The following is a 25,885-nucleotide window of genomic DNA, read 5'->3' as shown; positions in this document are numbered from 1 at the left end:
GAATCGATGGAATACGACGTCGTGATCGTCGGCGGCGGCCCCGCCGGGCTGTCGGCGGCGATCCGGCTCAAGCAGCTGGCCGCCGAGAAGGGCACCGAGATCGGCGTGTGCGTGCTCGAGAAGGGTTCCGAGATCGGCGCGCACATCCTGTCGGGCGCGGTGATGGACCCGCGCGCGATCACCGAGCTGTTCCCCGACTGGAAGGAACAGGGCGCGCCGCTCAGCGTCGAGGTGACGGAAGACCGCTTCCTGTTCCTGTCCGAGAAGAGTGCGGTGACGACGCCGAATTGGGCGTTGCCCGAGAACTTCAAGAACCACGGCAACTACGTGATCTCGCTGGGCAACGTCACGCGCTGGCTGGGCCAGCAGGCGGAAGCGCTCGGCGTCGAGATCTTCCCGGGCTTCCCGGCTGCCGAGATCCTGTACAACGACGACGGCTCCGTGAAGGGCGTCGCCACCGGCAACATGGGCGTGGGCAAGGACGGCGAGCCGACCGAGAACTTCCAGCTCGGCATGGAGCTGCACGCGAAGTACACGTTGTTCGCCGAAGGCTGCCGCGGCCACCTCGGCCGCCAGCTGATCTCGAAGTTCAAGCTCGACGCAAACGCCGATCCGCAGGCGTACGGGATCGGCATCAAGGAACTGTGGGAAATCGATCCGGCCAAGCACAAGCCGGGCCTCGTGATCCACACGGCCGGCTGGCCGCTGAAGTCGGATACCTACGGCGGCTCGTTCCTGTATCACATGGACAACAACCAGGTCGTGGTCGGCTTCGTGGTGGGCCTCGGCTACACGAACCCGTACCTGTCGCCGTTCGAGGAATTCCAGCGCTACAAGACGCATCCGTCGATCCGCGCGTTCCTGGAAGGCGGCAAGCGCGTGTCGTACGGCGCGCGCGCGATCACCGCGGGCGGGCTGCTGTCGCTGCCGAAGACGGTGTTCCCGGGCGGTGCGCTGATCGGCGACGACGCGGGTTTCCTGAACGCATCGCGGATCAAGGGCAGCCACGCGGCGATCAAGACCGGCATGCTGGCCGCCGACGCCGCGTTCGACGCGGTGCAGGCCGGCCGTCAGAGCGACGAGCTCAACGCGTACCCGGATGCGTTCAAGCAGTCGTGGCTGTACACGGAGCTGTACCGCGCGCGCAACTTCAAGCAGTGGATGGCCAAGGGGCTGTACCTGGGCACGCTGATGGTCGGGCTCGAGCAGAAGGTGATGGGCGGCAACGTGCCGTGGACGCTGCATCACCAGCATGCGGACCACGAGATGCTGAAGCCGGCGTCGCAGTGCGAGCCGATCGAGTATCCGAAGCCGGACGGCAAGCTGACGTTCGACCGGCTGTCGTCGGTGTTCATCTCGAACACGAACCACGAGGAGAACCAGCCGGCGCACCTGACGCTGAAGGATGCGAACGTGCCGGTGAACGTGAACCTGCGCACGTACGCGGGGCCGGAGGCGCGCTTCTGCCCGGCGGCGGTGTACGAGTTCATGAAGAACGACGACGGCAGCGATCGCCTGGTGATCAACGCGCAGAACTGCGTGCACTGCAAGACCTGCGACATCAAGGACCCGACGCAGAACATCGTGTGGGTCACGCCGGAAGGCGGCGGCGGGCCGAATTACCCGAACATGTAACGCATCAACGCGCCTGCGTGCGCGAACGAACCGGAGCAGACGATGAGCAATGCAGCGAAAGAAGTCGTGGTGGTGAGCGGTGTCCGTACCGCGATCGGTGATTTCGGCGGCAGCCTGAAGGATTTCTCGCCGACGGATCTCGGTGCGAAGGTCGTGCGCGAAGTGCTGTCGCGCGCGAACGTGCCGGGCGATGCGGTCGGGCACGTCGTGTTCGGCCATGTCGTGAACACGGAACCGAAGGACATGTATCTCGCGCGCGTCGCGGCGATCGACGGCGGCGTTGCGCAGCACGCGCCGGCGCTGACCGTGAACCGCCTGTGTGGCTCGGGCCTGCAGGCGATCGTGTCGGCCGCGCAGACGATCATGCTCGGCGATGCCGACGTCGCGATCGGCGGCGGCTCGGAGAACATGAGCCGCGCGCCGTACACCGTGCCGGCCGCGCGCTTCGGCCAGCGCATGGGCGACGGCAAGCTCGTCGACATGATGCTCGGCGCGTTGCACGACCCGTTCCAGTCGATCCACATGGGCGTGACGGCCGAGAACGTCGCACGCAAGTACGACATCTCGCGCGACGCGCAGGATGCGCTTGCGCTCGAATCGCATCGTCGCGCGGCGCGCGCGATCGCGGAAGGGCGCTTCAAGGATCAGATCCTGCCGATCGCGATCCGCTCGAAGAAGGGCGAGGTGGCGTTCGATACCGACGAGCACGTGCGTCACGACGCGAGCGCGGACGATTTCACGAAGCTGCGCCCGGTGTTCGCGAAGGAGAACGGCACGGTGACGGCCGGCAACGCATCGGGCATCAACGATGCGGCCGCCGCCGTGCTGATGATGAGCGCGGACGCCGCGCGTGCGCAAGGCGTGAAGCCGCTCGCACGTCTCGTTGCCTATGCGCACGCGGGCGTCGATCCGGCCTACATGGGCATCGGCCCCGTGCCGGCCACGCAGAAGGCGCTCGAACGCGCGGGCCTGAAGATCAGCGATCTCGACGTGATCGAGGCGAACGAGGCGTTCGCCGCGCAGGCCTGCGCGGTCACGCAGGAGCTCGGGCTCGATCCCGCGAAGGTCAACCCGAACGGGTCGGGCATCTCGCTCGGTCACCCGATCGGCGCGACCGGTGCGCTGATCACGGTCAAGGCGCTGTACGAGCTGAAGCGCATCGGCGGACGTTACGCGCTCGTGACGATGTGTATCGGCGGCGGCCAGGGGATTGCTGCGATCTTCGAGAACATCTGATAATCGACGCTCAGCACCCGAACACACAGGAAAATTCATGGCCATCGAAATCGTCGGCGTCGTGGGCGCCGGAACCATGGGCAACGGCATTGCGCAGACTGCCGCCGTTGCGGGACTCAACGTCGTGATGATCGACGTCAGCGATGCCGCGCTCGACAGGGGCATCGCGACGCTGAAGGGCAGCCTCGAGCGGCTCGTGTCGAAGGACAAGCTCGACGCGGCCACACGTGACGCGGCGCTGGCGCGCATCACGACGTCGACCGACTACGCGACGCTCGCGTCGGCCGACATCGTGATCGAAGCCGCGACCGAGAACGTCGAGCTGAAGGGCCGCATCCTGAAGCAGATCGAGGCCGTCGCGCGGCCGGACGCGATCATCGCGACCAACACGTCGTCGATCTCGATCACCGCGCTCGCAGCGCCGCTCGCCGATCCGTCACGCTTCGTCGGCATGCACTTCTTCAACCCGGTGCCGCTGATGCCGCTCGTCGAGATCATCCGCGGGCTGCAGACGAGTGACGCGGCCGCGTCGGCCGTGCGTGAACTGACCGAGCGCTTCGACAAGTCGCCGATCGGCGTGCGCAATGCGCCGGGCTTCGTCGTGAACCGGATCCTCGTGCCGATGATCAACGAGGCGTTCTTCGTGCTGGCCGAAGGCATTGCGTCGGCCGAGGAGATCGACGCGGGGATGAAGCTCGGCGCGAACCACCCGATCGGGCCGCTCGCGCTGGCCGACCTCGTCGGCCTCGACGTGTGCCTCGCGGTGATGGACGTGTTCGTGAAGGACTTCGGCGATCCGAAGTATCGCGCGTGCCCGCTGCTGCGCGAGATGGTGTCGGCAGGGCGGCTGGGGCGCAAGACGGGGCGCGGGGTGTACGACTACAGCAAGTAAGCGGCACACCATGCCACTTCGCGCGGCCGCCTTCGGGCGGCCGCGTGCATTGAACGGTGCGGCTACGCGTCCAGCACCCCCAAATCCCGCGGCAACATCCGCTTGAACATCGCAAGAATCTGCCGCGCCGCCTTCGGCGGCAGCGTGATCGCATGGCGCACGGCCGCCGCGATCTGGATCATCATCAGCTCGGCGAACGCGCTCCGTTGTGCGCGTGTCGTGTCGGGCGCCACTTCTCCCAATGCATCCGCGAACAGCGCGGCCAGGAACTCGCCGTCGGCCCGGTCGAGTTCCTGCAGCGCGCGGTCGGCCTGCGTCGCGCGCCAGATGTCGCGCATCAGCGGCTCGTCGACGAACATCCGGTAGTAGCTGTCCGTGATGCGGGCAAGCGTGTCGTGCAGGTCGTCGAGCGTCTTCATCGCGGCCAGGTCGCGCCGCACGCAATCGTGCCCGACTGCGTTGTAGCGCTCCGCGAGCGTGCCGATCACGGCCGCCTTGTCCGGAAAGTACTGGTACAGCGAACCGAACGAGATGCCCGTGCGTTCGACGATGTCGCTCATCCGGAACGCGTCGCAGCCTTTCTCGATCATCACTTCCGACGCGCACGCGAGGATGCGCTCGAACCGCTCGCGGCTGCGCTGCTGCGTCGGCACGAGCCGCGCGCGCGCCGGCGCGTCCGCTGCCGCCGCTTCGGGCTCGTCGTTCTGCCCCGATTTTTGTCGGCCCATGCCGCCTCCAGAAAAACTTGACGTTGCCAATGCGAGAGTCTATCGTGTTTTTGAAACGCGAGACATTCTCGTATTTTAGTCAAAGGAGACGCTCATGTCGGCACTTCCCATCCTCATCGTCGGCGGTTCGGGCAAGACGGGCGCCCGCGTCGATGCACGGCTGCGCGCGCGCGGCATCGCTACCCGGCCCGTGTCGCGCACGTCGGCCGTCCGCTTCGACTGGACCGAGCCCGCGACATGGCCGGCCGCGCTCGACGGCGTGTCGGCCGCGTACGTGACCTACCAGCCCGACATTGCCGTCGAAGGCGCGGTGGACGCGATCGCCGCATTCGCGCGGCTTGCGCGTGAAAGCGGCGTCGAGCGCGTGGTGCTGCTGTCCGGGCGCGGCGAGCCCGGCGCGCAGGCGGCCGAGGCCGTGCTGCAGGCGTCGGGGGTGGGCTGGGGCGTGGTGCGCGCGAGCTGGTTCAACCAGAACTTCTCCGAGGGCTTCCTGCTCGACAGCGTGCTGGCCGGCGAAGTCGCGCTGCCGACCGGTGCGGTGCGCGAGCCGTTCGTCGATACGGACGACATCGCGGACGTGGCCGTGGCCGCGCTCACCGATGCGCGCTTCGCGAACCGTGTGATCGAGGTCACCGGCCCGCGCGCACTGACGTTCACCGAAGCCGTCGGCGAAATCGCGCGGGCCGCCGGCCGGCCGATCGCTTATCGCGAGATACCGCCCGATGCGTTCGTCGCGGGGCTGCGCGAGGTCGGTGTGCCGGAGCCGGTCGTCGAGTTGCTCGACGAACTGTTCGGCACGGTGCTCGACGGGCGCAACAGTGCGGTGACGCACGGCATCGAGCACACGCTCGGGCGGCCCGCACGCGATTTCGCCGACTATGCGCGTGCGACGGCCGCAACGGGCGTGTGGAGCGCATGACCATGATCGCGTTCATGACTTCCGCGTTGCTGTGGGGTTCGGCCATCGGCTGCGGGCTGATGGCCGGCGTGTATTTCGCGTTTTCGACGTTCGTGATGACGTCGCTCGGACGAATCGCGCCGCAGGCCGGCGTAGCCGCGATGAATGCGATCAACGTCGACATCGTGCGTTCGCCGTTCATGCCGCTGTTCCTCGGCACGACGCTGATGGCGCTCGTGCTGGTGGTGATCGCACTGTTCGATCGCGATCAGCCGGGCGCGATGGCGGCGCTCGCGGGCGGCGTGCTCTACGTGTTCGGCATGTTCGCGGTGACGATGGCCGTCAACGTGCCGCTCAACGATGCGCTCGCCGCGGCCGATCCGGTCACTACGCAAGGCGCGGCGCTGTGGACGCGCTACGTGCACGACTGGACGATGTGGAATCACGTGCGCACGGTGGCGTCGGCGGTCGCGTGCGTGTTTTTTATCGCGGGGATTGCGGCGCGGTAGCCCCGCGGTCGAGCCGGACTCGCGCTACGCATCGAACGCCGACTGGCGGGAGACGGGCAGTTGGCCGGGCACGATGACGTTCCGATTCACGCCGCGGTTCGAACCGCGGCTCCGTGATGTCGCGCAAGCCGTGCCGGAAGCGAAAACACCGGTTGCGTGCATGGCCGATGAAGGACGCCGGGAATCGGTGTCCGTGACGCAGCGATTTCGTTTTCTTCATCCCGGCATCCTGGACTCGCCAATGTGACAAGTGCCATGGAAGCTGCATTTATTTCGGGGTTTCCGGAAATTTATTTTAATACGACCCCCGGTTGCCAGAAAGAATGCAGCCCGGCCGATTTTTAGCTGATCGAGCCGATAACGACGAAACTGAAATTCCGGTCGCTATATTTTCCGTATGAGTCGCCGGTTTGAATCGTGGCTCCGCTGCCGGAAAGTCCCGGGAAAATCACGTTGTCCAGCGTGTTTTGCCCGCCGCCGTACCCCCATTGCGAGCCGACAATCGCGGGCGTCTTGATGAATGCGGTATTGAACGAGAGCTGGTACGTGCCGGCGCTTTCGCGTTTCACGATGAATCCGCCCGAGCCATCCACGACCGTGCCGTTGCCCTGGACGCTGCCCCACAGTGTAACTTGAGCCATGATCGTTTCTCCTTCGCTAATTTTTTGAAACAATATCGGGAATTGAAACGGAACGTCGATCTTATGTGGCCAGGATTCTCCGGATCGACAGCTGTATTGTATGTGATGGATTTTTAAAGTCAGGGTGGGCGGTAAATAATTTATTCGGATTTGTATTTTAAATAAATCGATCTTGTAGTGGGTTGCGTTAATTGTTGCGTAATATCGGCGGGTGGGCGCCGGACAGGCAATCGTCGGGTGTCGGCAACCGATAAAAGCCCGTATTTATCGGGATTTCCGCGCGACCCCGGCATTGCCGGTGTCGCGGCGCGAGACCGCTGCGGCATGAGCACGCAAGGGCCTGGCGACGCGTCAGGCGCCGCACGTCGAGTACGATGGCGGGCCCGCGCCGGCGCCCGCCCAAAGCGTGTTCGCGCACCCGGCCGTCGCTTGCAGCGCTCGCGTGCGAGAGCCGACCTCCGCGCGTCAGTAGCCCGAATCGCTGCGACCCTGATCGGTGACGATCGCCACCCCCGAACTCGTGCCGAGCCGCGTCGCGCCGGCTTCGAGCATCGCGAGCGCGGCCGCGCGGTCGCGCACGCCGCCCGATGCCTTCACGCCGAGATCCGGGCCGACCGTGCGGCGCATCAGCGCGACATCTGCGAGCGTCGCGCCGCCGTGTCCGAACCCCGTCGACGTTTTCACGAACGCGACGCCGAGATCGCGGCACATCTCGCACACGCGCACCTTCTCGTCGTCGGTCAGCAGCCCGGTTTCGAGGATCACCTTCAGCGGCACCGCGCCGCACGCATGCTGCACGGCCGCAATGTCGGCCTTCACGTCGTCGGCGCGGCCGCTCTTCAGCGCGCCGAGGTTGATCACCATGTCGATCTCGCCGGCGCCTGCCGCGATCGCGGCCGATGCCTCGAATGCCTTCGCGGCCGACAGCGCCGCGCCGAGCGGAAAGCCGACCACCGCGCAGACGAGCACGCCGGTATCGGTCAGCTCGCGTGCGGCGAGCGGCACGTTCGCCGAATTCACGCAGACCGAGTAAAAGCGATGCGCGGCCGCCTGGCGGCAGAGTTCGCGGATCTGCGCGTCGCTCGCGTCAGGCGCGAGCAGCGTGTGATCGATGGTTTGAGCGAGTTGGGCGTTGGAAAGCGGCATGTTTCAGGACTCCACGGATCGTGTGCCGGAAAGGCACACGGAAAGTTGATGTTTTCACATCGGTTTGTTACAAATACGACATTCCGGCCGGGCCCGCGCGCCCGGCACGACACGCGACGAGTGCGAATGGCAGGCAGGATACAGGCATGGAAACGAAGAAGGGTGAACGGATCAAGACGCTGATGAACGTGCTGCAAGGGCAGAACGCGATTCATCTGAGGGAAGTCGCCGAGCTGTTCGGCGTGTCCGAGATGACGATCCGCCGCGATCTCGCGGACAACCCGCACGGCCTCAGCCTGATCGGCGGCTACGTGACGCGCCATTTCGCCGCGCAGCGCAGCGACATCGGCGAGTACCTGATCAGTGCCGAGAACAACCGGCAGACCGAGGAAAAGCGCCGCATCGGCAAGCTGGCCGCGCAGTTCGTGACGACCGGCGACACGATCTTCGTCGACTGCGGCTCGACCACGCCGTTCATCGTCGACTTCATTCCGGACGACCTCGAATTCACGGCCGTCTGCAATTCGCTGAACGTGTTCGCGAAGCTGCAGCAAAAGCCGCACTGCAGCGTGATCCTGTGCGGCGGCACGTACCACCGCAAGAACATGGTGTTCGAGTCGGTCGCCGAAACCGGCATCCTCGACACGGTGCGCGTGTCGAAGGCGTTCATCTCGGCGGCCGGCGTGAGCGACCGCTGCGGCGTCACGTGCTTCAACTTCCACGAAGTCGACGTGAAGAAGAAGGTGATGGCGCGCGCGCAGAACCGCTTCCTGCTCGTCGACCACACGAAGTTCGACGAAGTGCGCGCGGCCTATTTCGCCGAACTGACCGACTTCAACTACGTGATCTCCGATGGGCAACTGAGCAGCCGCTACGAAACGACGATCCGCGAACACGGGATCGCGCTCGTGACCTGATGCAACGCGGCTGCGCATCGCCTTACGCATCGCGTGCTTCCGTCGCGCTCAGGTAGCCGGTGACCACGTCGAAGCGGCGCGTCGCGCCCGGCGCGAGTGCCGCGACGTGGCCCTTGCGGCGTTCGGCTTCATAACCCTCCGGCTCGCAGGTCGACGGCAGCGCGAACGCGGCGACCTGCTGGTCCGCGTTGTGCAGGATCCAGCGCGTCGCATGCGGGAACTGTTCGGGGCGGTACGCGGTGTGGAATGCGCCGCCGTCCGGATGCGCGAGCAGGAAATGCGCGACGCCGTCTGCGTCCGTTTCCGCACCGTGCATGAAAAACACGATCTCGGGGTCGTACAGCGCGGGCGTATCGAGTGTCGCGAGCCGTTCCGGTTCGCGCGCGAGCGTGGCCGTATAGTCGCGCCACGCGGTGGTCGGCTTCACGTGCGCGGGCACGCTTTCACGCAGCCGCAACCCGTCGCGCGACAGCGACTGCACGAAACGACCGCCCGGCACGTACGCATAGTTCAGGTGTGCCATGTACATCAGGTCCATCGGTGCGCCGCCGAGATTCGTCACGTCCATCGCGATCGTCATCTGCGCGTCGTGCTCCGCGAGCCGCACCGACGGACGCGCGACGTAGTGGCTGCCGAAGCCCTGCACGTATTCGTATTCGCCGGTCACTTCGACCGTTGCGCCGTGCGCGTCGGTACCGACGACCAGGCTCGCACGATCCATCGGCGCGCACGGCATCTCGCCGTGCAGTGCATGCGTGTCGTCCGGCCCCGGGCAGCCGTTGCGCAGCAGCCCGCTGTGGAACATAAAGCAGCCGTAGGTATCGATGATCGACGCCGCGCGCTTCGGCTGCCGGAACATGTGCTTCATCGTCAGGTCGCGGCCGTCGAACGCGGCGGCCCAGATCATCTGGCCGAGATACGGCAGCACGACGACGTGACCGCGACGGTTCTCGAGCTTCAGCGCCTCGACGCCGGACGGATACGCGAATGCGGTGACGGTGACGCCGTCGGTGCGGTACAGCGTGCGTGGTGCTTCGCGGAAGTCGTCGCGCCGCAGTTCGATCTCGCCTCGCATGGTCATGCTCCCGACGTGTTGCGCGTCGCGGCGTAGCGCGCTTGCGTGGCGGCGCCGGCCACCGCGTCGGGTGTCGCGGCCGGCAGGTGGCGCAGACAGTAGAAGCCGTAGTAGACGATCACGACGAAGCAAGCAAGCGGCACGACGAACGCGAGCTGCATGTTGCCGCCGGTGTGGTCGGAGATCAGCCCCTGGATCAGCGGCACGACCGCACCGCCGACGATGCTCATCACGAGGATCGAGCCGCCGTATTCGGTGTCCTTGCCGAGGCCGTCGATCGTGAGGCCGTAGATCGTCGGCCAGCACGGGCCAAGGAACACGCTCACGCACACGGCCGCATAAACGGCCGTGATGTTGTGCACGCTGATCGTGTACGCGAGCAGCGCGATGCACAGCACGCCGTAGCCGATCAGCACCTTGGCCGGGCCGACGCGCTTCATCACGAGCGTCGCGATCAGCTTGCCGACGAAGAACGCGAAGAACGTTGCGAGCAGGTAGCGCGATGCGCCGCGTTCGGTGAGGCCGCCGATCTGCATCGCGAGCCGGATCGTGAAGCTCCACACGCCGACCTGCGCGCCGACATACAGGAACTGCGCGACGACGCCCGCGACGAAGCGCCGGTTGCCGAACAGGCGTGCGAGCGTGCCGCGCGCGTCGATCTTGTGCGTCGCCACGCCTGGCCCGTTGCCCTTGCAGGCCGGGTAGGGCGTGAGCGCAAATACGATGAACACCGCGACGAGCACGACGATCAGCCACTTGTACGGCTCGAGCGTGGCCTGGATCATCGCGAGCTGGTGCACGTGCGCGTCGGCTGCCGACATCGCCGCGAGCTGCGCATGCGACGCGTCGCCTTCCTTGAAGATCAGGAAGCTGCCCATATACACGCCGGCCATCGCGCCGAACGGATAGAACGTCTGCGAGATGTTCAGCCGCCGCGTGCCGGTGTCGCGCGGGCCCATCAGCGTCGAATACGAGTTCGACGCCGTCTCGAGGAACGACAGGCCCGCGGCGATCACGAACAACGCGACGAGGAACATCCCGTACTTCGCCATCGACGCGGCCGGGAAGAACAGCAGGCAGCCGGTCGTGTAGAGCAGCAGGCCGACGAGGATCGTCGTCTTGTAGCTGAACTTCTTCACGACGGTCGCGGCGGGAATCGCGAGGAAGAAGTAGCCGAGATAGAACGCGGACTGCACGAACGCCGATTCGAAGTCGGACAGGAAGAACGATTTCTTGAACTGCGCGATCAGCACGTCGTTCAGGTTCGCGGCGGTGCCCCACAGCGCGAACAGGCAGCACAGCAGCGTGAATGCGAAAAGCGGCGTGCGGTTCAGATAATAACCGTCGGGTGTGTGTTCGATCCTGGCACGGCTCATGGGTGTCTCCTTCCCAATTGTCTCGTCGATGAAGGCGCCGTTCAGAAGCCGGCGTCGCGGAGGAAGCGTTCGAACGTCGCGGCGTCGGCGTACGACTTCTGCGTGCCGAGGCCCGTGACCGAATGCGCGGCGTACGCGGATGCGTGACGCATCGCGTCGATCACATCGCGCGACGCGGCATAGCAGCGTGCGAAGCAGCCGATATAGGCGTCGCCGGCGCCCGTCGTATCGCGCGCGTCGACCGGCACGCCCGGCACGTGCTGCACGCCGTCGCGCGACACGAGCAGCGAGCCCTTGTCGCCGAGCGTGACGAGCACGTGTTTCAGGCCGCGCGCGACCAGCGCCTCGGCGGCGCGCGCCGCGGTGTCGCGTGAATCGACCGGCATGCCGGACACGATCGCGAGCTCGGTTTCGTTCGGCACGAAGAATTCGACGGAGCGGATCCGCTCGAAATCGAGATCGGCCACCGCGGGCGCGGGGTTCAGCAAAACGGGGATGCCATGCCGCGCGCCGAACGCGATCGCGTGATAGACGGTGTCGAGCTCGATCTCGAGCTGCAGCACGATCAGCGCGCATTCGGCGAGCACCGGCACGGCCGCGTCGATGTCGGCCGGTTTCAGGTGGCGGTTCGCGCCCTTGACGATCAGGATGCTGTTGCTCGAATCGGGTTCGACGAAGATCGGCGCGACGCCGCTCGGCACGCCCGCGACCTTGCGCACGTGCGTGGTGTCGATCCCTTCGCGCTCGAAGTTGCGGATCGTGTTGTCGGCGAACACGTCGTCGCCGACCTTCGTCACCATCACGACGCGCGCGCCGAGGCGAGCGGCCGCGACCGCCTGGTTCGCGCCCTTGCCGCCGCAGCCGAGCTCGAAGTTCGGTGCTTCGAGCGTTTCGCCCCGGGCGGGCATGCGCGCGACATAGGTCACGAGGTCGACCATGTTGCTGCCGATGACGGCGATTGTCTCCATTTGCGTCTCTTCCTTGGTATGGGTGCGCCGCATGCGTGGTCGGCGGCCTGCAACAGGTGATAATAAAATCACATTAAATGTGATAATGCAATCTCCTGATGTTAGGCTGGTCACTGTCCGGGGCGTGGAAGTGGCGGTGGTTGCGCCGTCTCGTTGCGGCTTCTGATGAATTTTTGTCTGATGTCGTATAAGAATTGCCGACGTGAAACGAGCCTGGCGACCGGAGTTTCACGCAGGATTGGCGGACTTTGCGTGGCTCACGTTATCCGATGACGGACCACAGTGGCGACACGGCGTCAGGCAATCGATCGACTCGCGTCGCATATCGCCGGATCGGATATCCATCGCAAAAATGACCATTTGGGACACGCATCGGCAGGCATTACAGTCTCGCCTCCTGCCGGTTGCGACGCCGGTGATTCCGACGTTATTTCAGAAATCAGCCAAATGAATCGTTTGACGCATTCCCGGGCGCGCACCGCCGCGGCCGCGCTGTTCATGCTTGGCGCGGCGTCCGCCGCGCATGCGGCTCAACCGACGCTGCACGTCGGCATCGACGCCGAATCGTATCCGCCGTTCTTCTCGAAGGACGCCACGGGCAAGTGGAAGGGCTGGGAAATCGATGTGCTCGATGCCGCGTGCAGCAAGCTGAACGTGCGCTGCGAACTCACCGACATTGCATGGGACGGCCTGATTCCGGCGTTGCAGAACCGCAAGATCGACGTGATCTGGTCGTCGATGACGATTACCGGCGAACGGCAGAAGGCCATCGACTTCAGCCGTGCCTACTACGAATCGCCGACGGTATTCGTCGGCGCAAAAAGCGATCGGCGCCGCGTCGATTGCGCGGTGCCCGCGAGCTTCAAAGGCCGCGTGATCGGTGTCGAGGCGGGCACGAACTTCTCGGCGTTCCTCGACGCCCGGTTCAAGCAGGACGCGCAGATCAAGGCCTTCGACAAGTTCGACAATGCGCTCGCGGATCTGGTCTCCGGCCGGGTCGACTATGTGCAGGAAGCGAAGGGGCTGTTCACGGCGTTCCTGTCATCGCGCGACGGGAAGGATTACGAGGTCAAGACGGTGTGCGCGGACAATCCGGTGCTGGGCCTCGGCATCGGCGCGGGCGTGCGGCAAGGCGATGCGCTGCGCGGCAGGTTGTCGACCGCGATTGCGCAACTGCAGCAGGACGGCACGTGGGATGCGATTACCGCGCGCTATCCGAACCTGAAGGGCACGATCGAGAAGGGCCGCTGAAGCGATGGCAGTGGACGACTCGCTGCTGGCGCTGCTGGCGCTGCTCGCATTCGGCGAAGGCGGTTACGGGCGCATCTTCGCGGGTGCGTTTGCATTGACGCTTGGCGTCGCGGCGGCGTCGTTCTGCACCGGGACGCTGCTCGGCATCGCCGGCGCACTCGGGAAGCTGTCGCGGTACACGCCGCTCGCGTGGCTCATCCGGCTCTACACGACGCTCGTGCGCGCGCTGCCCGAACTGTTGTGCTTGCTGCTCGCGTTCTACGCGGTCGCACCGGCTGCCGAGGCGGCCCTGCGCCGCAGCGGCCTGGTGTCCGACGGCTTCGCATTCGATCCGTTCGTCGTCGCTGCGTTGTCGCTCGGTTTTATCCAGGGCGCGTATCTCACCGACATCTTCCGCGCGGCGCTCGTCAATGTTCCGGTCGGCCAGATCGAAGCCGCGTACGCGTACGGGATGACGCCGTGGCAGACGTTGATGCGCATCCGGCTCCCGGCCGCGGCGCGGCTTGCGCTGCCCGGTGTCGGCAACGTGTGGCTGAACGCGACCAAGGATGCGTCGTTCATCAGCGTGCTCGGATCGTTTACGGATCTGCTGAAGGCGAGCCAGCTCGCCGCCGGTGCGACCCGGCACTACGTGTTCTTCTACGTGGTCACGGCGGCATTGTTCCTGCTGCTGAGCATCACGTCGACGGGGCTCTTCGCCGCGCTCGAGCGATACGCGCACCGCGGTATGCGGAGCGCAAACACATGATCTTCTCGATGCCGTTCCTGCTCGATACGGTGATGCCGAAGCTGCTCGCCGCGGTGCCGACGACGGTCGCGCTGATGCTGTTGTCCGGCACGGCCAGCCTGCTGCTCGGCGTGCCGCTCGCGCTTGCCGCCGGCGCTCGCCACGCGCCGCTTCGCTGGTCCGCGCGCGGCTGGATCATGCTGATTCGCGGCACGCCGCTGCTGGTGCAGCTTTATCTGCTGTACTACGGATTCGGCCAGATCGTGCCGCGCGAATGGATGCGCGACAGCTGGGCATCGCCTCTGTTGCGCGACGCGTTCTGGTATGCCGTCGTTGCCTTGAGCGTAAACGAGAGCGCGTATGTCGCGACGATCCTGCGCGGCGCGATCGCCGGCGTGCCGGCCGGCGAGATCGAGGCCGGCTACGCGTACGGGATGACGCGCATGGGCGTGCTGCGCCGGATCGTCGGCCCGCGCGCGTGGCGGCTCGCGCTGCCCGCGCTCACCGGCGAAGCGATCCTGCTGCTGAAATCGACCGTCCTCGCGTCGACCATCACGGTGTTCGACGTGATGGGGACGGCCAACACGCTGCGCTTCGAGACGTTGCGCGTGTACGAACCGCTGACCGGCGCGGCGATCATCTATGTCGTGCTGGTCGCGCTGCTGACGATTCCTGCCGCCCGTCTCGAGAGACGCCTCAATCGCTACCTGACGCGCGAGTCGGACGACCGCGCACCCGTGCGCGCACGTCACGCGTCGTCGGGCGAGTGGGCGGCACCCAACTGATTCCCCTGTTCCGCATTGAGCATGACGATGTCCGATCCTCGACCCCTGCTGTTTTCCCTCTATGAACAGGCCAGCGTCGGCTGCGGCGGTGCGCCGAGCCTCTGGACCCATCCCGCCGACGAACGGCTGCGCGCCAATACGCTCGCGTACTGGTCGGACCTCGCGCGCAAGGCCGAGCAGGCCGATCTCGACATGCTGTTCTTCGCGGACGTGCTCGGCCTGTACGACGTGTACGGCGGGTCGGCCGACGCCGCACTGCAGTGGGCGGTGGAGTCGCCGGCCAACGATCCGATGATGCTGATCCCGGCGCTCGTCGCGCAGACCGAGCGGCTGGCGTTCGGCGTGACCGCGAGCACGACCTACGAACATCCGTTCGCGCTTGCACGCCGCTTCAGCACGCTCGATCACCTGAGCAACGGCCGGATCGGCTGGAACATCGTGACGTCCTACCTGACGAGCGCGGCGCGCAATTTCGGGCTCGACCGGATGATCGGCCACGACGAACGCTACGCACGCGCGGAGGAGTTTCTCGATGTCGTGTACAAGCTATGGGAAGGGAGCTGGGCCGACGACGCGGTGGTTGCCGACAAGCAGGCGCCGCGCTATGCGCGCGGCGACCGGGTGCGGCCGATCGCGCACGAAGGCGCGCACTATCGCGTGCACGGCCCGCACGTATGCGCGCCGTCGCCGCAGCGCTCGCCCGTCCTGATTCAGGCCGGCTGGTCCGGGCGCGGACGCGAATTCGCGGCAAAGCACGCCGAAGTGGTGTTCGTCGCGAAGTCGAATCCGCACGAGATCCGCACCGGTCTCGACGAGATTCGCCGGCTTGCAGTCGAAAACGGCCGTGCGGCGGACGACGTGAAGGCGTTGACGGTGCTGCGGATCGTGACGGCGCGCTCGTCGAGCGACGCGAAGGAGAAATACCACGCGCTGCAGCAGCACTATCACCTGCAGGCACAGCTCGTCAGCTACGCGGGCGACACCGGCATCGACATCGATCGTTATGCGGACGACGAGCCGCTGACCACGCAGACCGAAGGGCTGACGTCCTACGTGATGCGGCCGGACGGCAGCGGCAAGCCGCTGACGGCCGGCGACGTGCGGCGCAGGTTCGCGAGCGTGACGCGCGGCACCGACCTGATCCTGGTCGGCTCGCCGGACGAAGTCGCCGACCGGATCGCCGAGCATGCGCGGCAGTCGACGACGAGCGGCTACATGCTCAATCCGCTGATCAGCCCCGGCACATTCGACGATTTCGCCGAACTGATCGTGCCGGAATTGAAGAAGCGCGGCCTGTACCGGACGACGCCGCCGGACGGGACCTTCCGCTCGCGCCTGGGGGGCGGCGATCGCCTGCCGGACAGTGCTTACGGTGCGTCGTTTCGGCAATCGTGATGCCCCCCGGGGCCCAACGGACGTACGCTTGTCGCTCATCGTAGAGCAATCTCGACGCCGAGCAGCGGCCGGCGCTCGCGTACGTTATCGTCGGTCCTGAATCGATTCACTGGCGTGAGCGGCGCGCCCGTGGCCCGCCGCCCGCCGCTTGCCGATCGTGTTCGCGCGCGACGCGTCCGTCGCGCCGGACCATGTCGGACGGGCAAGGGTCGACCGCTCCGGGAGCGACGTGCGTGTGTAACATGCCGTAATCATGCGTCGTCAAGCTCGTTTCCATGATCGGCAGCCGGACGGGCTGGACGGGCCGATGCATGAGCCAACGATCCGTCGGTGCGCTCTCCCGCTACTACGGTATGCGCCGGCACAGCTTCGATCATGCGATCACGAAGCTGTTCTGATTTGCGGTAGAGACATGACGGAACAGCACGGGTATCGCGACGTCGCCGTGTCCGCCGCGCGATCAGCCGTTACCGTCGAAACCAGCCTGGACGCAGGTCCGCATCGCGTTACCTGTCGACTGCGACTTTCATGTGCCGAATACATCGTTGGCTCGACATTGGTGCACCGATCCGCGCATTCGTTCACGGGTAAATTCGAATTCAACGAGAACGTTTACCCGAAAATGTAACGAAATATTCAGCGACGCCACTGATATTCGATTGTCGATACAGGGCGGTTGCACGAATTTTCAATAACATCCGATGAATACTTCCGTGGCGAACGTTCGCGCAAAATCGACGCGTATACGATTCGCACGCGGCGCCGTCGATTCGTGTTCAGCGATCGTCGGGCAGAACTCACGAAATTTCCATTGATTGCCGTCTGCATTGCGTTTAACGCGCGGTGCGCTCGGTGTCGACTTAAGCGTGCTGAGGAAATGCACGAATAATGGGAATAGCTGCCCGGATTTGCGCGCGGCGGCACGCAAGTATCGCCGTTCTGTCAGTGGGCGCCGGTTTCAACCGAACGCGGGCGGTATCTGACGATCCACGGCCGAAACGGGCTCCGCATTGCTGGCGCATGGTCGCCGCGGCACCGTCCCTCATCAGTTCCTGCATTGCCGGCCGGCATTTGCAGCGGATTGGACGGCCCCAATTCCTTCACAATCGTCTGGAGCTGGACGGTCCTCGCACTATCCCATTCGATATCCCTGGTCAATGATTTACGTCAATTTTTCGTCGGGCCTTGTGAATGCATTTGCATCGGATTCGACGATTGTCAATAAATAGTGCCGTATCATCGGCTTGATTGATTCCGACAACAACACGTCGAAAACAGACATTGATAAATCGGCGGACGAGGGCCGCCGCATATGATGCGGCGCAGAAATCGAGAAATGTAAGAAATTGTCAAAGGGCCGTAAGATGCAAACAGTGTCGAATCATTCATCGACGGGGTTAAGCGTGAATCGTGGTAGAGGCCCCGGAAACGGGCATCAACGAGCAAGCGTAATCATACTGTTGCTCGAAGGTTTTTCGATTATGCAGATGGGCAAGCTGGCTGCGGTTTTCGAACTCGCCAATGAACTTGGTCGAGCGGACGGCGCATTCGCCGACCATTATGAATTACGGCTTTATTCGATTAATGGCGGCCCGGTTCGTTCGTCGTCCGGTGTCGGGATCTGGACGGACGCAGCCCGCACGCTCGAGGCAAGCACGCTTCACGCGATGTTCGTTCTGAGCGGTCAAGGCGGGATCGATGAACTCGACGAGCAGTTGATCGCGTGGCTCAGGCACGCGCATCAGCGTGCGCGTGTCGTCAGGGGCAGCAGTGGTGGCCGGAAGTTGCTGACGCAGATTCATCTGGCGCAAAAGGAGGTCGACAAGGCGTCGCCGGCGGTGGACGGCGGCGGTGCTTCGCACGCCGGACGCGACGACGTCGAACATGCCGGTGATGAGGACGATGGGCCGTTCTCGGATGCGTTGTCGATCGTGCGCGTCGACATGGGCTACGAAATCGCGCAGGAAATCGTGACGTGCATGGTGTCCGGTGCGAATCGCAAGCTGACCGACGTGCTGTTCGGCGCACGTGTCGCGCGGGCCAGCACGTTGATCCGGAGGGCGGCACATCACCTGCGTGTCAACAGCGAGAATCGAATCTCCATCGCGGACGAGGCGCAGGCCGCTGCCATGAGCGAGCGCAATTTCCTGCGTCGCTTCAAGAACGAGATCGGTGTCACGCCGACCGAGTTCGTGTTGAGAATCCGCCTCGAAAAGGCCTGCCGCATGCTGATCGAGACAGATCTTCCGGCCGACAAGGTCGCGAGACGAACCGGCCTCGGCAGTGGCGACCGGATGGCCAAGCTGTTTCGCCAGCACTTGCAGACTTCACCGACCGAATACCGGGCCACGGCTCGAAATGGCGGCGACGCTTCGGCGGAGATGCTGTATGCGTCGGACATGAGCGACTGGATGAACGGTGCGACATCCTAGGCGCGCGATCGCCGTTCGCCACTCGAAACCGATGTGCGGAAATTCATCGCGCTGAAAATAGTCGATATCCGGATAAACAGTATTTCGTTCGAATGACATGCTGGTCATTCCGGAATAAAAAATACGGATATCCGTCGATCGCCATGCGACGAAGGTGGATTCGGCCACAATCGTGGCGCGGTCCGACACCAGCCGTCCAGAACACGTTTCCACTCGATTAAGTTATCGACTGGCCTTTCGAGGAGGCGGCACCCCGGCTCTCCTCGGAATTTTGCCTGCCGTGTCGCCGTTAGCGCACCGTGCAGGCCTTTTTATTCCCCGAGCCAGCATTCGCGCCGACGTCATCCGGCCGATGCTCGCTCGCATATTCCGGGCGGTGACCGGCGATGCAATCGCTGCCCGGTGCGCCGGACAAGACCGGCAAGATGAATCACGCATTGGCGTGAAATGGCGTGTCGATATGGCGATCGGAATTCGGGAATCGCTCATCGAAATCGCACGTCATTTGGAATGGTATTTCACCGGACCAATCGTGAAATCACTCGAATAATTCCGCCACGGAATCGGCCTTGATTTCTTCCGCCATCAACAAGGCGAATTCGGACGCAAGCGATAAAAGCGCGAGTCGCGCCGAATATGCCGCACTGCGGAAACACTGAGGCAACGACGTCGCGACGAGCAAACGGCAAGCCATTCGAACCGGCAAGCCCCCGGCAGCGCGCCGCGGCATGACCGGACGTGTACCCCGGGCGAAATGAAATGTAGACGTGAAGCGCCGGTGCGCCGAGCGAACGGGTGTTGAATGATGAATTAGGAGTTCATATCAATGAATTCGTTGATCAATCGAGCGACCGATATCGGGCTGATCGTGCTGGGCGCGTTCATTCCGGCATTGATCGGCGCCACCGGCGGTGCGCGGGGATCCCTGTTCGACGGTGCGCTGGTTGCCTTTGCCGCCGCGCTGGCGTTGTCGGTATTTCCCGCCTGCGGCATCTACGAGATCACGCGCACGCGATCGCCGCTGCACGTGCTCGGCCGGACCGTGCTCGCGTGGATCGTCGTGCAGGGCATGAGCACCGCGCTCCTTTACATCCTGCATCGCGCACACGTGCTGTCGAGCGAATGGTTCGTGTACTGGACGCTCGCGAGCGGGATCGGCCTGATTGCGTTCCGCGCGCTGACGCTCGCGATCTTCGGGATGATCGAGCGTGCCGGCGGCCAGGTTCGAGCGGCCGCGATCGCGCACGCCGACCTGCGCGGCCAGCGCGAGCTCGGCCACCGCACGGTCGGACGAATCAAGCAGATGGTCAAGCGCAGCTTCGACCTGGTCGGCGCGTCGTTGCTGCTCGTCGTGCTGGCGCCGGCGCTGCTGGGCATCGCATGGACCGTACGGCGCGACGGCGGCCGGGCGATCTTCGGGCACGAGCGCGTCGGCCGCAACGGCCGGCCGTTCAAGTGCCTCAAGTTCCGCTCGATGGTGACGAATGCCGATGCGGTGCTCAAGGCGCTGCTGGAGCGCGACCCGGACGCCCGCGCGGAATGGGATCGTGAATTCAAGTTGAAGAACGATGTCCGCATCACACCCATCGGCCGCTTTCTCCGCAAGACGAGTCTCGACGAGCTGCCGCAGCTGGTGAACGTGCTGAAGGGCGACATGAGCCTGGTCGGGCCGCGACCGATCGTCGAGGCCGAGCTCGAACGCTACGGCGCCGACGTGCGCTACTACCTGATGGCGAAGCCCGGCATGACCGGCCTCTGGCAGGTCAGCGGCAGAAACGACACCGATTATTCGACGCGCGTATCGCTCGACGTTTCCTACGTTCGCGAATGGTCGCTGCGTCGCGACATCGGCATTCTCTTCCGGACGATCAACGTGGTGTTGCGCGGTTCGGGCGCGTACTAGCCGTCGCCGCGGGCCCGCCGGGGAATGCGCGCGGCGGGCCGTCGCGATGGCAGGCGCTGGATTTGTAGTGGCAGGACGCATGTCCGATCTTGACAGGGGTGCTGTACTCGCGCCGCACGGTGCGAGGCGATCGGAGCAATTTCAAATTAGAACAAGTGCGAGGTTGTAATGCAGAGGTTGCATCAAATCGAGTCGGCGCGCTTGTCCGCGCCGCGCCGACCGTCGCGTGTCGGTCCGCTGGCGATGATTCTGCCGCTGTGCGCATTGCTGGGCGCGTGCGGCATTGCGCCAGGCATGCGCATGCAGCAACCTCCGTCGATTCCGCTGCAGAGCGGAACCACGCCGGACGAGAATGTCGCGCTGCCGGTTCCGGTCACGAACATCGACCTGTCGCTGATTCGGCGGATGCGCGAGATGGAGCGCGGTACGCGCGGCGAAGCCCGCGACATCGTCGCGTCGCCGGACGCCTACACCATCGGCCGCGGCGACGTGCTGCAGATCACGGTATGGGACCACCCCGAACTGGCGGCGGCGCTCGGCGCGCCCGCACAGGCCGCTCCGCGGGCGGCGGACGCGCCGCCGGGTTTCGTCGTCGACCAGGACGGCACGCTGCAGTTTCCTTATGCGGGCCGGCTGCCGGTTGCGGGGCTGACGGCCGAGCAAGTGCAGACACAGCTCACGCGCCGTCTCGACAAGACGTTCAGGAATCCGCAGGTCACGGTGCGCATCGCGTCGTTTCGCGCAAAACAGGTTTATCTCGAGGGCGAGGTGCACACGCCGGGCTCGCAGCCGCTGAACGACATCCCGATGACGCTGTACGACGCGATCGGGCGGGCGGGCGGCTTTTCGGCGGCGGCCGACCAGAGCCGGATCGTCCTCGTGCGCGACGGCGTCGAGCGCCGGATCGACCTGACGGAGATGGCCGAGCAAGGCCGCAATCCGTCGAAGATCGTACTGCGGAACGGCGACCTGGTGCGCGTGCTGCCGCGCGACGAGAGCGGCGTGTTCGTGATGGGCGAGGTCAACAAGCCCGTGACGGCGTTGCCGATGCGCAATGGCCGATTGACGCTGAGCGAAGCGATTTCGCAGGCCGGCAGCCTGAACGCGAACACGGCCGACGCCGCGCAACTCTACGTGGTGCGCGGCACGCAGGACGAGCAGCCGCAGGTCTACCACCTCGATGCCAAATCGCCGGTCGCGATGGTGCTGGCGAACCAGTTCCAGCTGAAGCCGAAGGACATCGTGTACGTCGACGGCAACGGCCTCGTCCGGTTCAGCCGCGTGCTGAGCCTGTTGCTGCCGGCCATCAATGCCGGCCTGACCGCGGCAATTGCGACCAAATGATCGAATCCATTCTGATCGTCTGCGAGGGAAACATCTGCCGCAGCCCGATGGCCGAAGCGATGCTGCGCCAGGCGATGCCCGGGCGCCGCGTTGCGTCCGCCGGCCTGAACGCACTCGTCGGCATGCCGGCCGCGCCGTATGTGCAGGACGTCATGCGCCTGCGCGGATTCGACGTGTCGACGCATCGTGCGCAGCAGATCGGCCGGTCGCTGTGTACCGACGCCGACCTGATCCTCGTGATGGACAGGCGGCAGCGCGTATCGCTCGAGAACCAGTTTCCGTTCGTGCGGGGACGCGTGTTTCGCGTCGGCGAGTACACGGATTTCGATGTGCACGATCCGTACCGCCAGCCGAGGTTCGTATTCGAACGCTGCGCACGGCTGATCGAGCTCGGCGTAACCGAGTGGTCGAAGCGCCTTCGTATCGTTTGACGCGGCCGTTGGTCGATGCCCCACTGGAACTCATTCGCCTCATATCGTTATGACTCAACAATCCGCTCCGCCGCAGCAAACCGCCGAAGACGGCAGCGAGACCGATTTTGTCGCGGTGCTCGACATCCTGATGGAAAGTCGCTGGCTGATCGCGACGATCACGTGCGTGTTCCTGATCGCGGGCCTCGCGTATGCGATGCTCGGCAAGCCTGTGTTCGAGGCGAACATCATGGTCCAGGTCGAGGACAGTCCCGACACGTCGGCCGCCAAGTCGTTGCTGGGCGACGTGTCCGCGTTGTTCGACGTCAAGTCGTCCGCCGCTGCCGAACAGCAGATTCTCGCGTCGAGGCTGGTCGTCGAACGCGCGGTGGACAAGCTCAACCTCTTCATCGATGCATCGCCGAAGCGCTTTCCGCTGATCGGCGACTGGATCGCACGCCACGGCGACGGCCTGTCCGATCCCGGCGTGGCCGGGCTCGGCGGCTACGCATGGGGCCGCGAACGGATCGACGTGACGCTGTTCGACGTGCCGCGCAAGAATGAAGGCGACACGTTCAAACTGACGAGCCTGGGCGGCAAGCGCTATCGGCTCGAAGGCGGCGATCTCGATGCCGCGGTCGACGGCACGGTCGGCACGCTCGAGCACTTCCGGTCGCCGCGCGGCCCGATCGTGCTGCGCGTCGATGCGATCGTCGCGAAGCCCGGCGCCGCGTTCGTGCTGATCCGCAACTCGCGGTTGAAGACGATCGAGGATATCCGGGACCGCCTGAACGTCCAGGAGCGCGTGAAGCAGTCGGACGTCGTCGTCGCCAGCCTGCAGAGTACCGATCCGAAATGGGTCAGCGACACGATGAACGAGATCGGCCGCCAGTATGTGCGGCAGAACATCGAACGGAAATCGGCGGAGGCCGCGCAGTCGCTCGAATTCCTGACCGCGCAGCTGCCGCAGCTCAAGCAGCAGCTGACCGATTCCGAGGCGCGCCTGACGAAATTGCGCAACGAGCACGGTACGGTCGATCTCACCGAGGAAGCGAAGCTCGCGCTGGTCCAGACGGCCGACGCGAAGACGCGCCTGCTCGAACTGCAGCAGAAGCGGCAGGAGCTGATGTCCCGTTTCACCGACCGGCATCCGAGCGTGGCCGCGCTCGACGAGCAGATCGCGGCGCTGAACGGCTATCGGAACACCGCCGAGCTGCAGATCCGGCGCTTGCCGGACCTTCAGCAGGAAGCCGTGCGGCTGATGCTCGACGTCAAGGTCAACACCGATCTCTACACGGCATTGCTGAACAACATGCAGCAACTGCAACTCGTGCAGGCCGGCAAGGTCGGCAACGTGCGCCTCGTCGACGTGGCGGCGGTGCCGGAAGTGGCGGTGCGGCCGAAGAAGGCGCTCGTCGCGGTGGCGTCGCTGCTGCTCGGGCTGCTCGCCGGTTGCGGCGCCGCGATCGTCCGCTCGATGCTGTTCCACGGCATCTCCGATCACAACGAGATCGAGCGCCGTCTCGGCCTCGCGGTATACGCGACCGTGCCGATCAGCGAGCACCAGCGCGATCTGGCCGAGGAGGCCGCGCGCAAGAGCGGCCACAAGTCGGTCCTGTCGATCGACTTCCCGAACGAGCCCGCCGTCGAGTGTCTGAGAAGCCTGCGGACCGCGCTGCAGTTCGCGATGCTCGAGGCGAAGAACAACATCGTGATGATCGCCGGCCCGGCGCCGGCCGTCGGCAAGACGTTCATCTCGTCGAACCTCGCGGTCGTGATGGCCAGCGCCGGCAAGCGCGTGCTGCTGATCGACGGCGACATCCGCAAAGGCCGACTGCACGACTATCTCGGCTTTCCGCGCGACCGGGGCTTCACTGAACTGATCGCCGGCGGTGCGCGCGTGGAGGACGTGATGCATCGCGAGGTGGTCGACGGTCTCGATTTCATTTCGACCGGGACGATGCCGAAGAATCCCGCCGAACTGCTGCTGAACCCGAATCTCGCACCGCTGCTCGACGATCTGTCGTCGCGTTACGACATCGTCATCGTCGACTCGGCGCCGGTCCTCGCCGTGCCCGATAGCGGCATTCTCGGCGCGTTCGCCGGCACGGCGCTGCTCGTCACGCTGGCCGGCAAGACGAAGCTCGGCGAGATCGGCGAATCCGCGAAGCGCTTCGCGCAGAACGGCATTCGCCTGAACGGCGTGATCTTCAACGGCGTCAATCCGCGGCTCGGACAGTACGGGTACGGTTCGAAGTACGGCGGCTACCGGTATGTCGCGTACGAATACGGGGCGCACGATGCATGACGCGCGCGTTGCCGTCGGCGGCCCGGCACGCGATCTCGGCCGCGCGCCGCGCAGGGAGGCGCAATGATCAACCCCAGGGATTCGATCGTTTCGCTGGCCGGCGTCGTGATCGGGCAGATCGCGCTGTTCGTCTGCATCTTCGTGATCGGACGGCGGTTCGGGCCGGAGTCGCTCGGCCACTTCAACTACCTGCTCGCGCTGGCGACGTTCGCCGGCACGTTGCTCGCATTCCGCTTCGAACTCGCATGCGTCGACGACGCGCCGGGCGAGTCGTTCAACGCGTTCGTCAACGTGACGGCGCTGAGCCTGGTCGTCGTTGCCGTGTTCGCGATGGCGATCGCCATCGCCGGCCGTACCGACCTGTATCTCGTCGCCGTCTATGCGCTGGCAACGTTCGTGCAACTGGCCGCCGGCTCCTACCTGAACAGCCTGAGGCGCTACGGATGGATTGCGCTGTCGCGCGTGGTGGTCAACGGCGTGTTCCTCGCCGGCCTCATGCTGTCGCTCGCGTACCCCGCGTGCGGGCACGTCGACGTGTTCGCGCTGTACGCATGGGTGACCGCGGCGGTCTCGGTCGTGATGGCCGGTGCGATCCTGCTCACCGGTTATCGCGCAGGCTATTCGTTCAGGCTTTCGCGCGGGTTCTTCGTCAGGAACCGCCGCTTCGCGCTGTATATCCTGCCGTCGACGCTGTGCGCATCGGTGCTGACCTATGCGCTGTCGATCGCGATTCCGCACTGGTTCGATGCGCAGAGCGCCGGCTATTTTGCCGCCGCCTACCGGCTCGGCTTCTTTCCGGTGTCGCTGATCGCGCAGAGCGTCGGCGGCGTGTTCCGGCGCGACGCCATCGGCGCGATGGCGCGACCGGATGCGGGCACGACGGTGCCGCGGGTGTACCGGACCTACGCACGCGCGCTCGCGGGGCTCGCGGTCGTGTACATGGCGGGTGGGCTGCTGCTGTTCGCGCCGCTCGTCAACCTGTTCTTCGGCGAAAGCTGGCGCGGCTCGGTCGGGTTCTATCACAGCCTGATGCCGCTGTTCGCGCTGCAGCTGATCTACGTGCCGCTGTCGCAGATCTTCCTGGCCGCGCGCGCGCAGCGCACCGATTTCCTGTTTCAACTGACCTGCGGCGTGTGTCTGGCCGGCGCGCTGGGCATCGCGAGACTGATGAACCTGTCGGCCCCGACGAGCGTGCAGATTTTTTCGCTGACGGGCGCGGCGCTGATGGCGGCCGGCATCGCGCTGACGTACCGGGTACTCGGCACGAACCTGTCCCGATCCCGGGCGCTGGCGTGAGATCGCCGATACG

At 65.1% G+C, this 25,885-nt stretch carries 23 protein-coding genes and 1 pseudogene; 17 read left to right on the top strand and 7 right to left on the bottom strand.

The features are described 5' to 3' along the window. The first annotated feature begins 6 nt into the window (after positions 1–6). From R9B84_RS20090 to R9B84_RS20080, 3 genes are read left to right on the top strand one after another with little or no spacing between them, the layout of a single operon-like run. On the top strand, positions 7–1,635 hold the full coding sequence (locus tag R9B84_RS20090) for an electron transfer flavoprotein-ubiquinone oxidoreductase (protein WP_423760999.1): 1,629 nt from the start codon (positions 7–9) through the stop codon (positions 1,633–1,635). 42 nt (positions 1,636–1,677) lie between these two features. Next, on the top strand, positions 1,678–2,871 hold the full coding sequence (bktB, locus tag R9B84_RS20085) for a beta-ketothiolase BktB (protein WP_423760121.1): 1,194 nt from the start codon (positions 1,678–1,680) through the stop codon (positions 2,869–2,871). Positions 2,872–2,908: 37 nt separating this feature from the next. After that, a complete protein-coding gene (locus R9B84_RS20080) occupies positions 2,909–3,763 on the top strand; it encodes a 3-hydroxybutyryl-CoA dehydrogenase (RefSeq protein ID WP_423760120.1) in 855 nt (284 codons plus the stop codon). Positions 3,764–3,825: 62 nt separating this feature from the next. Here R9B84_RS20080 and R9B84_RS20075 read toward each other — a convergent pair whose 3' ends face one another. Continuing rightward, positions 3,826–4,491 (bottom strand): TetR family transcriptional regulator, encoded by a 666-nt coding sequence (locus R9B84_RS20075; RefSeq protein ID WP_423760119.1) that lies wholly within the window; start codon positions 4,489–4,491, stop codon positions 3,826–3,828. A 94-nt stretch (positions 4,492–4,585) separates the two neighbouring features. On the opposite strand from R9B84_RS20075, the gene R9B84_RS20070 reads away from it, so the two are divergent. After that, a complete protein-coding gene (locus R9B84_RS20070; protein ID WP_423760118.1) occupies positions 4,586–5,410 on the top strand; it encodes an NmrA family transcriptional regulator in 825 nt (274 codons plus the stop codon). Between the two features lie 2 nt (positions 5,411–5,412). Further along, entirely contained in the window at positions 5,413–5,898 is a 486-nt protein-coding gene (locus tag R9B84_RS20065; RefSeq protein WP_423760117.1) for a DUF1772 domain-containing protein, read from the top strand. Between the two features lie 97 nt (positions 5,899–5,995). Here the strand turns inward: R9B84_RS20065 and R9B84_RS20060 are convergent. The 3 genes and pseudogenes from R9B84_RS20060 to deoC form a co-directional block, all read right to left on the bottom strand. Then, positions 5,996–6,118: pseudogene (locus R9B84_RS20060) on the bottom strand (IS6 family transposase); the annotation flags it as partial. 121 nt (positions 6,119–6,239) lie between these two features. Then, on the bottom strand, positions 6,240–6,572 hold the full coding sequence (locus tag R9B84_RS20055; protein ID WP_423760116.1) for a hypothetical protein: 333 nt from the start codon (positions 6,570–6,572) through the stop codon (positions 6,240–6,242). Positions 6,573–7,004: 432 nt separating this feature from the next. Continuing rightward, positions 7,005–7,685: a deoxyribose-phosphate aldolase gene (gene deoC / locus R9B84_RS20050; protein ID WP_423760115.1), complete on the bottom strand. Its 681-nt coding sequence runs from the start codon at positions 7,683–7,685 to the stop codon at positions 7,005–7,007. Positions 7,686–7,831: 146 nt separating this feature from the next. Between deoC and deoR the strand changes: the two genes are divergently transcribed. Beyond that, the gene (gene deoR, locus R9B84_RS20045) at positions 7,832–8,602 is read left to right on the top strand and encodes a DNA-binding transcriptional repressor DeoR (protein WP_423760114.1); all 771 of its coding nucleotides are present in this window, start codon (positions 7,832–7,834) and stop codon (positions 8,600–8,602) included. A gap of 22 nt (positions 8,603–8,624) precedes the next feature. Here the strand turns inward: deoR and R9B84_RS20040 are convergent, their stop codons facing one another. Genes R9B84_RS20040 through rbsK form a run of 3 tightly spaced genes read right to left on the bottom strand, consistent with a single transcriptional unit; the run spans position 8,625 to position 12,021 of the window. After that, positions 8,625–9,677, bottom strand: coding sequence for an aldose 1-epimerase family protein (locus R9B84_RS20040; protein ID WP_423760113.1), 1,053 nt, complete (start codon positions 9,675–9,677; stop codon positions 8,625–8,627). 2 nt (positions 9,678–9,679) lie between these two features. Beyond that, entirely contained in the window at positions 9,680–11,053 is a 1,374-nt protein-coding gene (gene fucP, locus R9B84_RS20035) for an L-fucose:H+ symporter permease (RefSeq protein ID WP_423760112.1), read from the bottom strand. A 41-nt stretch (positions 11,054–11,094) separates the two neighbouring features. Beyond that, a complete protein-coding gene (gene rbsK / locus R9B84_RS20030; protein WP_423760111.1) occupies positions 11,095–12,021 on the bottom strand; it encodes a ribokinase in 927 nt (308 codons plus the stop codon). A 447-nt stretch (positions 12,022–12,468) separates the two neighbouring features. Here rbsK and R9B84_RS20025 point away from each other — a divergent pair, with 447 nt between their 5' ends. The 11 genes from R9B84_RS20025 (at position 12,469) to R9B84_RS19975 (ending at position 25,872) form a co-directional block, all read left to right on the top strand. Beyond that, a complete protein-coding gene (locus R9B84_RS20025) occupies positions 12,469–13,272 on the top strand; it encodes a transporter substrate-binding domain-containing protein (RefSeq protein WP_423760110.1) in 804 nt (267 codons plus the stop codon). A gap of 4 nt (positions 13,273–13,276) precedes the next feature. Beyond that, the gene (locus R9B84_RS20020; protein WP_423760109.1) at positions 13,277–14,020 is read left to right on the top strand and encodes an ABC transporter permease subunit; all 744 of its coding nucleotides are present in this window, start codon (positions 13,277–13,279) and stop codon (positions 14,018–14,020) included. Further along, the gene (locus R9B84_RS20015) at positions 14,017–14,784 is read left to right on the top strand and encodes an ABC transporter permease (protein WP_423760108.1); all 768 of its coding nucleotides are present in this window, start codon (positions 14,017–14,019) and stop codon (positions 14,782–14,784) included. Before R9B84_RS20020 ends, R9B84_RS20015 begins: the two co-directional genes overlap by 4 nt. A 27-nt stretch (positions 14,785–14,811) precedes the next feature. Beyond that, positions 14,812–16,179 (top strand): LLM class flavin-dependent oxidoreductase, encoded by a 1,368-nt coding sequence (locus tag R9B84_RS20010; protein WP_423760107.1) that lies wholly within the window; start codon positions 14,812–14,814, stop codon positions 16,177–16,179. A 1,460-nt stretch (positions 16,180–17,639) separates the two neighbouring features. After that, on the top strand, positions 17,640–18,611 hold the full coding sequence (locus R9B84_RS20005; protein ID WP_423760106.1) for a GlxA family transcriptional regulator: 972 nt from the start codon (positions 17,640–17,642) through the stop codon (positions 18,609–18,611). 154 nt (positions 18,612–18,765) lie between these two features. Continuing rightward, complete coding sequence (locus R9B84_RS20000) at positions 18,766–19,161, top strand: hypothetical protein (protein WP_423760105.1); 396 nt, start codon at positions 18,766–18,768, stop codon at positions 19,159–19,161. 276 nt (positions 19,162–19,437) lie between these two features. After that, positions 19,438–20,514: a sugar transferase gene (locus tag R9B84_RS19995; RefSeq protein WP_423760104.1), complete on the top strand. Its 1,077-nt coding sequence runs from the start codon at positions 19,438–19,440 to the stop codon at positions 20,512–20,514. A gap of 168 nt (positions 20,515–20,682) precedes the next feature. Next, positions 20,683–21,858, top strand: coding sequence for a polysaccharide biosynthesis/export family protein (locus tag R9B84_RS19990; protein ID WP_423760103.1), 1,176 nt, complete (start codon positions 20,683–20,685; stop codon positions 21,856–21,858). After that, positions 21,855–22,289 (top strand): low molecular weight protein-tyrosine-phosphatase, encoded by a 435-nt coding sequence (locus R9B84_RS19985; RefSeq protein ID WP_423760102.1) that lies wholly within the window; start codon positions 21,855–21,857, stop codon positions 22,287–22,289. The genes R9B84_RS19990 and R9B84_RS19985 overlap by 4 nt, the downstream gene beginning before the upstream one ends. 49 nt (positions 22,290–22,338) lie before the next feature. Continuing rightward, positions 22,339–24,576, top strand: a complete 2,238-nt coding sequence (locus R9B84_RS19980; RefSeq protein WP_423760101.1) for a polysaccharide biosynthesis tyrosine autokinase — start codon at positions 22,339–22,341, stop codon at positions 24,574–24,576. A 63-nt stretch (positions 24,577–24,639) separates the two neighbouring features. Beyond that, the gene (locus R9B84_RS19975; RefSeq protein WP_423760100.1) at positions 24,640–25,872 is read left to right on the top strand and encodes an oligosaccharide flippase family protein; all 1,233 of its coding nucleotides are present in this window, start codon (positions 24,640–24,642) and stop codon (positions 25,870–25,872) included. Positions 25,873–25,885: the final 13 nt, after the last annotated feature.

It is taken from the genome of Burkholderia sp. NLJ2, from assembly GCF_049487195.1.
Taxonomy (GTDB): domain Bacteria; phylum Pseudomonadota; class Gammaproteobacteria; order Burkholderiales; family Burkholderiaceae; genus Burkholderia; species Burkholderia pyrrocinia.
This window is presented reverse-complemented; position numbering and strand designations above follow the sequence as displayed.

Excerpts from the sequence above, each read along its gene's own strand:
- R9B84_RS20010 (WP_423760107.1), top strand. The coding sequence starts at position 14,812 with ATGTCCGATCCTCGACCCCTGCTGTTTTCCCTCTATGAACAGGCCAGC.
- R9B84_RS19975 (WP_423760100.1), top strand. The coding sequence starts at position 24,640 with ATGATCAACCCCAGGGATTCGATCGTTTCGCTGGCCGGCGTCGTGATC.
- R9B84_RS20025 (WP_423760110.1), top strand. The coding sequence starts at position 12,469 with ATGAATCGTTTGACGCATTCCCGGGCGCGCACCGCCGCGGCCGCGCTG.
- deoR (WP_423760114.1), top strand. The coding sequence starts at position 7,832 with ATGGAAACGAAGAAGGGTGAACGGATCAAGACGCTGATGAACGTGCTG.
- R9B84_RS20020 (WP_423760109.1), top strand. The coding sequence starts at position 13,277 with ATGGCAGTGGACGACTCGCTGCTGGCGCTGCTGGCGCTGCTCGCATTC.
- deoC (WP_423760115.1), bottom strand. The coding sequence starts at position 7,685 with ATGCCGCTTTCCAACGCCCAACTCGCTCAAACCATCGATCACACGCTG.
- R9B84_RS19980 (WP_423760101.1), top strand. The coding sequence starts at position 22,339 with ATGACTCAACAATCCGCTCCGCCGCAGCAAACCGCCGAAGACGGCAGC.
- R9B84_RS20075 (WP_423760119.1), bottom strand. The coding sequence starts at position 4,491 with ATGGGCCGACAAAAATCGGGGCAGAACGACGAGCCCGAAGCGGCGGCA.
- R9B84_RS19995 (WP_423760104.1), top strand. The coding sequence starts at position 19,438 with ATGAATTCGTTGATCAATCGAGCGACCGATATCGGGCTGATCGTGCTG.
- fucP (WP_423760112.1), bottom strand. The coding sequence starts at position 11,053 with ATGAGCCGTGCCAGGATCGAACACACACCCGACGGTTATTATCTGAAC.
- R9B84_RS20090 (WP_423760999.1), top strand. The coding sequence starts at position 7 with ATGGAATACGACGTCGTGATCGTCGGCGGCGGCCCCGCCGGGCTGTCG.
- bktB (WP_423760121.1), top strand. The coding sequence starts at position 1,678 with ATGAGCAATGCAGCGAAAGAAGTCGTGGTGGTGAGCGGTGTCCGTACC.
- R9B84_RS20015 (WP_423760108.1), top strand. The coding sequence starts at position 14,017 with ATGATCTTCTCGATGCCGTTCCTGCTCGATACGGTGATGCCGAAGCTG.
- R9B84_RS20065 (WP_423760117.1), top strand. The coding sequence starts at position 5,413 with ATGATCGCGTTCATGACTTCCGCGTTGCTGTGGGGTTCGGCCATCGGC.
- R9B84_RS20040 (WP_423760113.1), bottom strand. The coding sequence starts at position 9,677 with ATGCGAGGCGAGATCGAACTGCGGCGCGACGACTTCCGCGAAGCACCA.
- R9B84_RS19985 (WP_423760102.1), top strand. The coding sequence starts at position 21,855 with ATGATCGAATCCATTCTGATCGTCTGCGAGGGAAACATCTGCCGCAGC.
- R9B84_RS20070 (WP_423760118.1), top strand. The coding sequence starts at position 4,586 with ATGTCGGCACTTCCCATCCTCATCGTCGGCGGTTCGGGCAAGACGGGC.
- rbsK (WP_423760111.1), bottom strand. The coding sequence starts at position 12,021 with ATGGAGACAATCGCCGTCATCGGCAGCAACATGGTCGACCTCGTGACC.
- R9B84_RS19990 (WP_423760103.1), top strand. The coding sequence starts at position 20,683 with ATGCAGAGGTTGCATCAAATCGAGTCGGCGCGCTTGTCCGCGCCGCGC.
- R9B84_RS20080 (WP_423760120.1), top strand. The coding sequence starts at position 2,909 with ATGGCCATCGAAATCGTCGGCGTCGTGGGCGCCGGAACCATGGGCAAC.